General features: G+C 46.7%; 1 protein-coding gene. It reads left to right on the forward strand.

The features are described from left to right. Window positions 1-227 precede the first annotated feature (227 nt). The gene (locus LYZ37_RS17010) at window positions 228-12,860 is read left to right on the forward strand and encodes a retention module-containing protein (RefSeq protein ID WP_272788051.1); all 12,633 of its coding nucleotides are present in this window, start codon (window positions 228-230) and stop codon (window positions 12,858-12,860) included. The last annotated feature ends 71 nt before the right edge of the window (window positions 12,861-12,931 follow it).

Below are 12,931 nucleotides of genomic sequence, written 5' to 3' on the forward strand. Positions count from 1 at the left end.
ATACAAATGACAAAATATTTCAGACGAAATTATATTTTAATCACCTTTATCCTGCAAAACCTCTTAAGTAACCTATACTTATAGCTTGGCTATTGATATTTCTGTTGAATATAAAACGCTGGAAATGCGAGCTATATTTGATATTTTGTGCGTATATTCTGACAAAAATTATAACAAATCGTTTCTAGCCTCTTGTTCGGCCGACGGGAGTGTGATTAGGAGACCTTATGGACGTAGAAGTATTACGCCAAGCCGCGATAGTAAAAGAAGTTTCTGGTGATGTTGTTGCTGTCAAACCAGATGGAAGTGCTAAAAAAGTCGTTGTAGGCGATACCATTCCTAGTGGTGAAATCGTTATTACAGCCAACCATTCGACAATTTTGATGGAGTCTTCGCAGGCTGCCATTAACCTTGATGCGAATACCCTTGCGACAGAAGATGATCTCGGTGGTTGGGGAGTTGCCCCTGTCGCTGGTGAAGTGAACTTTGACTTGGCGCAACTGGGCGAAGGTGCGATAAGCGAAGACGAATTAGCAGCCATTCAAGACGCTATCTTGGCAGGTGCTGACCCAACAGAGTTACTAGAAGCAACGGCGGCAGGCGCAGGTGCTGCTGGTTCGGCAAATGGTGGTTTTGTAACTATCGAGTACAACGGCACTGAAGTTCTGGCGAGTACTTTCTTTGAAACGTCCGGTTTTTCTACAGACTCTACCGAGCAGGTCGATGATGAAATTAGACCTATTATCTTCGCCGATGGTGGGCAAAGCATTAGTGAATCTTTAACTGAAGGCTCTCTCTCTGGCGGTACTTACCCGCAGTCAGTGACAAGCTCAGTGACCATATTTGCCGCTGATCTGTCTCTCGATCCTACCTCTTTTGTGCCAGAACCACTTTCTTTGGCCTCACTGTTAAGTGAACTTAACTCCGATATAACGTCTAATGGTGAATCAGTTACGTTTACCTATGACGCTACGACTAACACAATTACGGGTGTAGACGGTGATGGTAATCCTGTTCTCACTATAGATATTGAGGCAAGCAGCGTTGGTAGAGATGTCGGTTTAGAGCTAACCACAACCATCTTACAGCCAATTGATCACACACCTTCTGTTGGCGGCGGCCAAGTCGCCTTCACTGGTGATCAAATTACCGTTTCCTTTGAAATAACGGGTACGGATACGGGTGGAAACTCAATCCAAGCTCCGATTGATGCTCAGGTAAGCATTGGGGATGGGGCGGACCCGAGTGTTGCCAATATTACCGAAGCCAATGTCTTTGAAGCGGGCTTAGATGACGGTTCAAAAGAGGGTGACATAAGTACTACAGCAAGCGGAACAATCACTTTTGCTGCGGGAAGCGACGATGTCACTCAAGTACAGATCGATGTCGATGCCTTCAATGCCTCTCAGCAATCATCACCAATTATTTCGCAAGGTCAAACTGTTGTATTAGAAGCGGTTGCAGGCCAGCCTGGCGTCTATGTTGGTTTTATTACGCTAGATGGAAATCGAGTCGATGTGCTTCGCGTGACGCTTAATGATGTCGTTAAATCTGGGACGGATACGTCACCGACTTTTAATGCAGGTTATTCGATTGAACTGCTTGAAGAAATAGACCATCCATTACAAGGGCAGGATTCTCTTTCTATTTCTCTTCCAGTATTTGCTACGGATGCGGACAACGATCAGTCTGCGCGTTCGAACCTAGTGGTGAATGTGGGCGACGATATCCAAGTTGTCACCGACGGAAGCTTGAGCGTGGTTGAGCCAGTGATCGGAGATCCCGCGCAAAGCAACGAAATAGATGTGATTACTAAGGCAGGCGCTGATAATGGTGAAGTGACGTCGTTCCGCTTTGATAATACCAATTACACGCTTGAGGAAGGGAAGACCGAATATACGGTGACAGACGGTAAGGTGGTTATCACACCGGATGGCAAACTGTCGTTCATTCCTAACAGTGATGTTGACCACTCAACGAGTGAAGAGGTTAAGCACACCATAGTCGTAACCGTGACGGATAAAGATGGCGATACGCTGACGAGTAACGTTGAGTTAACGATTACTGATGGTGCAGACCCAGTGATTACCAATATCACTCAAGCCAATGTGTATGAAGCGGGTTTAACTGATGGTTCACAGGTGGGTGATAAGACAACCACGACTACTGGTGATATTAGCTTTACCACAGGTAGTGACACTGTGGTGGCAATGAAAGTCGATGTGGCTGAGTTCAATCGCACTTCGACGCTAGAGTCTGCGGGTCAAAAGGTCGTGCTAGAAGAAATCACCGGCCCGAATGGTGAGTTCACTGGTCAGTACGCCGGTTACATTACGCAGAATGGGGTTAAGGTTGAGGTGCTGAAAGTGACCCTCGACCAGAGCAACTTAGGCAAGTACACCGTGACCTTGTCGCAAGAAGTCGACCATGGGGCACAGGGCATGGATTCACTGGCGGTGAATGTACCAGTGTATGCGGTTGATAAAGACAATGACAATTCAGCGAATGTGAATCTGAAGGTCAATATTGGCGATGATATCCAAGTCGTCACCGATGGTAGCCTGAGTGTTACTGAGCCAACGATTGGTCAATCGGCGCAAAGCAATGAGATTGATGTGATTACCGAAGCGGGTGCTGACCAAGGCAAGGTGTCGACGGTGACGTTTGATGGTCAAAGCATCAACTTCAATGAAAATCAAAGCGAATACCCAGTTACCGACGGTAAGTTAGTGGTGTCTGCGGACGGCAAGGTTTCCTTTATTCCTAACAGCAACGTCGATCATTCAACGAGTGATGAGGTTAAACACACCATTGTTGTAACCGTGAAGGACAACGACGGTGACGAGCTAACCAGTACCGTCGACTTGACGATTAAAGATGGCGCTGATCCAGTCATTACCAATATCACTCAAGCTAATGTGTATGAAGCGGGCTTAACTGATGGCTCCAAAGTCGGCGATACGGTGACGACAGCGACTGGAGACATTAGCTTTACCACTGGCAGTGACACTGTGGTGGCAATGAAAGTCGATGTGGCTGAGTTCAACCGCACTTCGACGCTAGAGTCAGCAGGTCAAAAGGTAGTACTAGAAGAAATCACCGGCCCGAATGGTGAGTTCACCGGTGAGTATACCGGTTACATTACGCAGAATGGGGTTAAGGTTGAGGTGATGAAAGTGACCCTCGACCAGAGCAACTTAGGCAAGTACACAGTGACCTTGTCACAAGAAGTCGACCATGGTGCACAAGGCATGGATTCACTGGCGGTGAATGTACCTGTGTATGCGGTGGATAAAGACAATGACAATTCAGCGAATGTGAATCTGAAGGTCAATATTGGTGATGACATCCAAGTTGTCGCCGATGGCACAATCAGCGTGGTTGAGCCAACGATTGGTCAATCGGCGCAGAGCAACGAGATTGATGTCATTACTGAAGCGGGTGCTGACCAAGGTAAAGTGTCGACGGTGACGTTTGATGGTCAAAGCATCAACTTCAACGAAAATCAAAGCGAATACCTAGTTACCGACGGTAAATTGGTGGTGTCTGCGGACGGCAAGATTTCCTTTATTCCAAACAGTAACGTCGACCATTCAACGAGTGAAGAGGTTAAACACACCATTGTTGTCACGGTGACAGACAGAGACGGCGATACGCTCACAAGCAACGTCGAGTTAACGATTAAAGATGGCGCTGATCCAGTCATTAATACCATTGACCAAGCTAATGTGTATGAAGCGGGCTTAACTGATGGTTCGCAGGTGGGCGATAAGACAACCACGGCCACAGGTGATATTACCTTTACCACTGGCAGTGACACTGTGGTGGCAATGAAAGTCGATGTGGCTGAGTTCAACCGCACTTCCACGCTAGAGTCTGCGGGTCAGAAAGTCGTACTAGAAGAAATCACTGGCCCGAATGGTGAGTTCACCGGTCAGTACGCTGGTTACATCACGCAGAATGGGGTTAAGGTTGAGGTGCTGAAAGTGACCCTCGACCAGAGCAACTTAGGCAAGTACACAGTGACCTTGTCACAAGAAGTCGACCATGGTGCGCAGGGCATGGATTCACTGGCGGTGAATGTACCTGTGTATGCGGTGGATAAAGACAATGACAATTCAGCGAATGTGAATCTGAAGGTCAATATTGGTGATGACATCCAAGTTGTCGCCGATGGCACAATCAGCGTGGTTGAGCCAACGATTGGTCAATCGGCGCAGAGCAACGAGATTGATGTCATTACTGAAGCGGGTGCTGACCAAGGTAAAGTGTCGACGGTGACGTTTGATGGTCAAAGCATCAACTTCAACGAAAATCAAAGCGAATACCTAGTTACCGACGGTAAATTGGTGGTGTCTGCGGACGGCAAGATTTCCTTTATTCCAAACAGTAACGTCGACCATTCAACGAGTGAAGAGGTTAAACACACCATTGTTGTCACGGTGACAGACAGAGACGGCGATACGCTCACAAGCAACGTCGAGTTAACGATTAAAGATGGCGCTGATCCAGTCATTAATACCATTGACCAAGCTAATGTGTATGAAGCGGGCTTAACTGATGGTTCGCAGGTGGGCGATAAGACAACCACGGCCACAGGTGATATTACCTTTACCACTGGCAGTGACACTGTGGTGGCAATGAAAGTCGATGTGGCTGAGTTCAACCGCACTTCCACGCTAGAGTCTGCGGGTCAGAAAGTCGTACTAGAAGAAATCACTGGCCCGAATGGTGAGTTCACCGGTCAGTACGCTGGTTACATCACGCAGAATGGGGTTAAGGTTGAGGTGCTCAACGTGACCCTCGACCAGCGCAACTTAGGCAAGTACACAGTGACCTTGTCGCAAGAAGTTGACCATGGTGCGCAGGGCATGGATTCACTGGCGGTGAATGTGCCTGTTTACGCGGTGGATAAAGACAACGACAATTCAACGAATGTGAATCTGAAGGTCAATATTGGCGATGATACCGCGACTATTGATGGCTTCAAGATCGGCAGTACCTTCTCGGTTAATGAAGATGATACTAGCTCTGGGTCTTCGCCGGGCAGTGCAACTGCAACAGGTAGCTTTATCACTACTGAAGGTGCAGACACCGTTGTTAAGTATGAACTGGTCAATATCAATACGACGGAGAATGGCCTTAAGTCAGGTGGTTTTGACGTTGATATTACTAAACAGACAGGGACTTCTGATCCCGCGATATATCAAGGTAAGGCGAATGGTGAGCTGGTCTTCACCTTAGAGCTGAACAGCGATGGTAGCTACACCTACACCCAAATTAAGGCCCTCGATCATGCACCGGGCTCTGATTCACTAACGGTTCCGTTTGATGTTGTGGCGATTGACCGAGACGGAGACGTTTCTCCATCGGTTCCTCTTTCTATTGAAGTAAAAGATGACAAGCCAATATTAACAGGCACGACGGGTGAGAAAGTCGTCGATGAAGACGATTTAACAGGAATTGGTTCGGATCAATCTCAGGATACTCAAATCTCTGGCAACTTCGTTGTAAACGAAGGGGCTGATGGTGTCGTTGAGTATGAGCTTGTGGATGCAGACGATACGCTAAATGGACTTGAGTCTGGTGGTGAAAGCTTAGAGTGGGCAGCTGTTTCAAATAGCGGAACAGTGTTTACCTACACGGCACAAACCACCTCAGGTGTGCCTGTTTTCACTATCAAGTTTGACACAGCAGATAACAGTTATACCTTTAATCTTCTTAAGCCTTTGGATCATCCAGATGGTGATGGTCAGAATAGCCTCGATATCAATTTCAAAGTCAAAGCAACAGACTTTGATGGCGATGAAAGTGGTGTGATTACGCTGCCGATACAAGTGACCGATGACATTCCGCAGCTAACGGGGCAGTCAATCACTCGTATCGAAGGCCAGAACTTTGGTGGCTCCAAAGTTGATATGTTTGCCGATGAAACAGATAAGGGTGCGGACAATGCTGCCCTAACCAAGATTGAAGGTACAACCGATGCGAATGGCGCCGAAATTGTCTTTGGTGGCCCAAGAGGCACCTATTTAGATTCTGTCGATCTGCGCGATGGCCGCCAAAATGTGCGTGTTTATGAACAAACAGATGACGGCAATGGCGGTACTGATACTCGTCAGTTAGGTATTTTAAGAATTAACTCAAACGGTGAAATTGAGTTCCGAGCAACCAACTATCTTGAGCACAATGGTGACGAGATTAATTTCAAGGTCAATGTCATTGCGACAGATGGAGACAATGATACGTCTGTCGCTCCTCTAGATATCACGATTACTGACCGTGAAGCTCGCCCTATCGCACTTAAAGTGACGACTTTCGAAGATGCGGGTCGCGATAACAGTATTAATTATGCACCTGGCGATGAACCCGCTTGGGAAAACGCTCAAGATAACCAAGCAGGTCTACCAAATGAGCCAGCTAAGGTCTCTTTGTCAGTTAATCTCTTCGATAGAGATAACGCCGAAGACATTGGTCAATTGACGATTAAAGCGGGTATTCATCGTGGCACTTTCTACTATGAAGAAAATGGTGTGCTCCACGAGCTTAAGGCAGACGCTAATGGCGACATTATTTTTGATGGAACCGTGCTGCAGCAAAGCTTTACGCAAAGTGGCAACAACACAATAGCGACAATCGATAACCTCTATTTTGTTCCAGATCGCAACTACTCAACTGGTAATGGCGGCGTTCGCATTAACTATCAATTGCAAATCGACAATAACGGTACGGCCGATCATACCGTCGATTCAAACTTTAGGATTGAAGTAGAAAGTGTTGCAGATATTGCAACATGGAACGACAGCCGTAGCACTTATCAATACCAAGTGGAAGAAGATGGTGATAATGTACGCATCCAACTTCGCGCTGAAACTCAAGATACCAGTAGACCAGAGACAATCACTTACGAGCTGAAAGTCACGGACGGCGAAGGACACTTTGAGTTGCTTGATCGTAATGGTGATCCGATAACGCCTGTTAACGGTGTCTATACCATTTCGGCCCAAGACGTCAACCGTATTCAGGTTAATCCAGCAGATAATTACTCGGGTCAAATTCGATTTGAAGCGACTGCGGTAACGACTGAACGATCTAACCCGTATAATGATGGCACCCTTGATAAGGGAAGTGCGCGCTCTGAGCCTAAAGAAATCATTATAGACGTCACTCCAGATGCCGATATGGGCAGCTTTAGTGTCAACCGTATCCAAATTAACGAAGATAATATCGCTGATCCAGATTACACCGGAACTGGACCAAACCACGAACCTTTCACGCTCAATGAAGTCATCACGATGAACCCTTCGGTTGATACTGACGGTTCTGAGACTCTGCATGTGCGCATTTCAGGAATTACAGAAGGCGCAAGTTTGGTTTGGGTTGGTTCAGGTACAAGTCAAATTACGACTGTGACGGTCAATGGTGTGACATACCAAGAAATTCCTTATGACCAGCTTGGCAATGTGGAAGTGGTTCCTGATCTGCACAGCAATGTAGATTTCAAGTTTGATGTAACCGGTGTGGTTAAAGACACCGCCAACCTATCGGGTAATGTGGTTCATGTTGATGAAGCAATTATGGGCACCAAAACCGTTAATGTTGCGGTTAAAGGTGTCGCTGATACACCTGAGAACAACACGGGCAGCTCAGCCGACTGGAAAGAATTTACCGATGGTAGCACTTCAGGTGTAGAAACCACGATTGATGAGAATGGTTCTGCAGAGATTAAGTTCTCGGTGGAATCTGGAGAGTTAGCTCAGCGACCATCCGACACCTCTGAATCGCTAACTGTTTTGTTATCCAACATTCCGAAAGGTGTTGTGATAGAAGACGGTAATGGTAATGCGGTGAACTTAAACTTCACAGGTTATGATTCAAATGGTCAGCCAATCTATGAAGCGAATATCACCAACCTAGGGGCGGGTGCGAGTTCAGGTATTGTGATCCGACCGGTTTCGTCTTCTACAGAAAATATCCATATCAAAGAGACCATTATTGTCACGGAAAATGATGGTCACTCTAAGAGTTTTGAGCGTGAGATTCGCGTTAAAGTTCAACCGGTTATTGATACACCAGATAACTACACAAATACCTCGGTGGGTGATGAAGATAGCCCAATCGACATTAAGTGGCATCCTAGGTTAGGTCAAGACTATACCGATACTGATGAACACGTGACCTCGATTAAAATCAGCGGTATTCCTGATGGCTCAACGGTGTATGTTGACGGTCAAGTCGTAACGGTAACCAATGGTAGCATTGAGGTTGTTCCAAGTGCGGGTCAATCTCCAGAGGCTTTTACTCAGGCTGCCCTGCAACAAGGCTTCATCCAGATCACTCCTCCGAAGGACTCAAGTACTAACTTTGATCTGCAAACGACGATTGAGATAGAAGAGGTCAATCACGAGCATGCGATTGGTCAACCTACCGATGAAGTCGGTCGTGCGCAAGCAACACTCAATGGCACCATCACCGTTAAGGTCAATCCAGTCGTTGAGCCTGAAGATGCCAATAATAAGTTAGTTGTGGAAAATGAATCCGGTGAGGTGGTTGGTGACGATATTGCTAAAGCCGTTGCCAATAAAGATGGAGTGATTCAATTTACTACGGATACCAACAAAGACGGCTTAACCGATGAGTTTGTTATTCGTTATCAAGAAACCGATGATTCAGGCCCTGTTGATGAGCCTAATGAACAGGTTACCGAGATCGTCATTCAGTTTGATCCTGCCCAGTCTGCTGTGTTTGATCAATTGGTTGTGGAAGGTGCTTTGTATGAAGGCAATGGTCGTTGGGTTGTGACCAATGAAGATAACTTTAAGATCAAGGCCCCGAACGGTTTAGATTACACACCTGGCGATGCAGGCAACCCTAACGTCTTCAATGATATCAAGCTGAAAATTATTACTCAGGTTGTCGATATTGGTGATGATGGCAGCAAGCGAAGTGTTGCGGAAACGCGTGAGACAGACGTTACGCTTTCATTCCCTGAACACGTGAGCGGCAATGAATATGAAGCGGGCACTATTGATATTGTCGATAACAGCGTCATTACTGGTAGCGAAGATACCGTAATAGATTTGGGTAATCAGCTTAAACCGGTAATTTCAGTCACCTCGCATGATGGTCATGAAGACATCATTACGATTGTCATCGATAGTACAGTGACAGTAGGCGGCCAAAACTTCACTATAGGTGTTGGTGGGTCTAACGTTGACTTTACCAATGGAAAATATGTCTTTAAGGCAACGCTCACCGCGAGTGGAGACATTGAAGGGCTAGATGGGCTAACCATTACCCCACCTAAAGATTATTCCGGTGACTTTAGGTTACCTCTTACCGTGATTACCACAGACAAGGTCTCTGGTGATGAGATTTCGAGACCAGAGTCGGTCATCATCAAAGTTGATCCTATCGCGGATGTTAAAGATGGAGCAAATCCACAGCCAGAGATCACGTTAGAGGTGAAAGGCTCACTGGACGATTCAATGAACCCGATTGATCAAGATGGTCAAGGTGGGCCAGATAAAGTTGGCTACGAAGATAGTTACATTCAACTCGATCTTGGTTATGACATCGCAGATAAAGTGACAGGCGTTGAAGGGGGCAACGAAGTGCTCTCTTCCGTGACACTAACTTTAGCGGACACAACGATTGGTGAGTTTTATGATCAAGCAGGGAAGAGTTTAGGAACATCGGTCACCTTTACTCAAGCGCAGATCGGCGCAGGCGCACTAGACAATATTTTGTTTAGACCGAAAGCAAACTACCCAACGGGCAACGATGACAACAGAGTCACGATCAACGTAACAGGCACAGTCACCGACACCGCGACATTTAACGAGCTGGGTACATCCTCTAGCCATTCAGATAGTTTCACTACTAGTGTTAGCTTTAAGGTGACGCCTGTAGTGGACGAAGTGAAGGTGACAGGACCGGGAACTGATCCTAGCCAAACCATCGAGATTACGGGCAATGAAGACGAAGCCATTTCGCTCGGTAACTCCGGTGCTGTTTCCATCGAACTGACCGATACTGATGGTTCAGAATCGTTTGTGTCGATCAAGTTTACTGGTGTGCCAGATGGTTTCTTGCTTATTGCTGACCCATCTAGCGGCTATACAGTGAAAAACAACGGCAATGGCGAGTGGAGCGTTAAAGTCCCAGCTGGTACAACAGATACTCTCGATTTAAGTGCGATATCAGTGCAACCACCTAAGCACTTTAGTGGTAGCGCTGAGTTTGGCGTGGCGGTCTTTACTCAGGAATCGTTACTTGGTGTACCTACCGCAGCGAAAAACCTGCCTAACTTCAAGCTTACGGTTAACCCTGTTGGTGATATTGTCGATACTGACCCTACAGATTCGGCAACGGGCTCTGAAGGTCAGAATATCGATATTGCCATTAACGCTTCCGTGATTGATAAAGCGATGTCTGCGACAGGAAGCGGTACATACACCGAGAACGCACCAGAAACGATTCGTGTGGAAGTGACCAATGTTCCTCAAGATGCGAAGATCTTCTACCCAGATGGGACGACTCTCGCGAGTTACGATCCAGTAACTAAGGTGTGGACGCTAGATATCCCGGCGCAGCAGCTCGATAAGATCGTGTTTAACTCAGGCGAGCACAACAGCGACACAGGCAATGCTTTAGGTATCGATGGGCCGATACATATTGCTGTGCAGTCAAACGACAATGGCGCATTAGGACCGAAGTCTGAGTTTGATGTCGATTTAGTTGTTGACCCAATCAATGATCAACCGACTTTTGTGAACGTTGTAAACCTAGAAACGTCGGAAGATATCGCGGGTGGTTTAGCAATCAACCAGTTATCTATTGCTGATGTTGATGCAACTTACGATGACCCAAATGCGACTTACACGCTCACTTTGCAAGTCGATAAAGGTGCGCTTGAGTTTGTTAATGATGCGAATGTTAACTTTACTCTTGCTCCTGATGGCAGTCTTGTCGCGACAGGTAAATTAGCGGATATCAATGCTGCGATTGCTGCGGGTAAAGTCATCTTTAAACCAGATGCTGACAGTAACGATATCAACTCGGGTGGCCCTGTCACGGTGACAGCGACAGTGGATGATGGTGGTAACAACGGTGCAATCGACCCAGGTGATAGCAGCACATCATCGACCAATCAAACCACCTTCTTGATCAAGGTAACAGAAGTCAACGATGCGCCAGAACCGAGAGATTTCAACTTAGCTGATCTGCCGGAAGAGGGCAGCATCACCATCAACGTGCAAGATCTTATTGATGGAACCTTCGACAAAGAAGGTGACACCATTAGCGTTGAAAGCCTTACTCTAGTCGAGGGTCAAGGTACTTTGACGCAACAGGGGGGGAACTGGGTATTTGAAGCGGCGAAAGACTACAATGGTCCAGTGAAAATCAGTTATGTTGTCAAAGATGATGGCACGACCAATGGTCAGCCGGATCACCTGACAGGAAGCGCAGAGATAAACTTTGATGTGACTCCTGTTAACGATAAACCGGTGTTGGATATTGATGATATAACTACACTGATAGACGAAGCGGCGAGCCAACAAATCCGTGGGATCAATGTTTCGGATGTTGACTATGTTGGGGCGTCTGCCAATGACTTGATGACAGTGACACTCAATGTGGATTACGGAAAACTGTCGATCGTATTGCCTGCGGGCTCAGGTGTGACGGCTACTGGAGAAGGAAGCAGCACGCTAACGCTATCAGGAACTCTTGCGGACCTTAATGCGCTACTTGATACGCCGACAAGCACGACAGGGGTGTTTATTGACGCAAGTTTAGCGCCTTCAAACACCATTGCGCTTGATGTCACCGCTAAAGATAGTTGGAACCCGTCTGGTCTCCGATTAGAAGCGGAACCTAAGCACTATGACATTACGGTTAACCCAGTGGCGAATGCGCCAACACTGGCATTTGACAGCAAATATGCTTTCAACAAGAACATTACCGCGACTCAAAGTGCCAGCACCAGCGGTATTGCGGTCCTGGGTATTATGGCGGCATTAACCGACACCACAGAAGCACTCACCTTAGAAGTGAAAGATGTACCACCAGGTGCGACGTTAGAAAGCACCAACGGTACAGTTTCTTTCGAAAATGGAGTGTGGCATGTGTCGCAGGATGCGATTGACACATTGACGGTCAAAGGGGCTACGGTAGGCGATCATACTTTGCATATTACCGCGGTGTCTGAAGAACTTGATGGCAATGGCCAACCTCTAGATAGAGCAGAATCGAACAACCATATTGCGATCGACCTTAATGTAGTAGATAACGTTAATGCGTTAGAGATTAACAAGTCATCGCAAACAGAAGCCGTACACCTTGATGGCAGTGGTTCTAATAGTACGCTAACAGGTGGTAGTGGTGATGACCTACTGGTTGGTGGTGTCGGCAATGACACCCTCATCGGTGGTGCAGGAGACGACACACTAATGGGTGGTGAAGGCAACGATACCTTAGAAGGTGGTTTGGGTTCCGATATTCTTGTGGGTGGCACTGGAATGGATGTTTTCGTCTGGCGTGAAATCGACGATGGTTCACTTGATACCATCAAAGACTTCAGTGTCAGTGAGGGTGATAAGATCGATTTACGTGAGGTGCTTCCTGAACTGAAATCAGGTTCTTTGGATATGGATACGTTGCTTGAGCATCTTGATGTCAAAGTCGATGGTAACAATGTTGAACTGCATGTTCACCCAGGTGGAGACGGAACCCAAGACCAAGGTATCTTGGTTGAGAATCTTGTGCCTCAGCTTGATAGTGGCTTTAGTGGCATGTCTCATGAAGATATGGTCTCTTCACTACTGCAACACGTTATGGTTCATGACAACAACTAGATCCGTTTAGTTAGCTATGAATACAACAACGCCCCTGATTAGGGGCGTTGTTTTAATTTATAGTTGCTTTA

It is taken from the genome of Vibrio tubiashii (assembly GCF_028551255.1).
GTDB classification, from domain to species: Bacteria; Pseudomonadota; Gammaproteobacteria; order Enterobacterales; family Vibrionaceae; genus Vibrio; species Vibrio tubiashii_B.

Bases quoted from the DNA above. Each gene is read 5' to 3' on its own strand.
- LYZ37_RS17010 (WP_272788051.1), top strand. From the start codon at position 228: ATGGACGTAGAAGTATTACGCCAAGCCGCGATAGTAAAAGAAGTTTCT.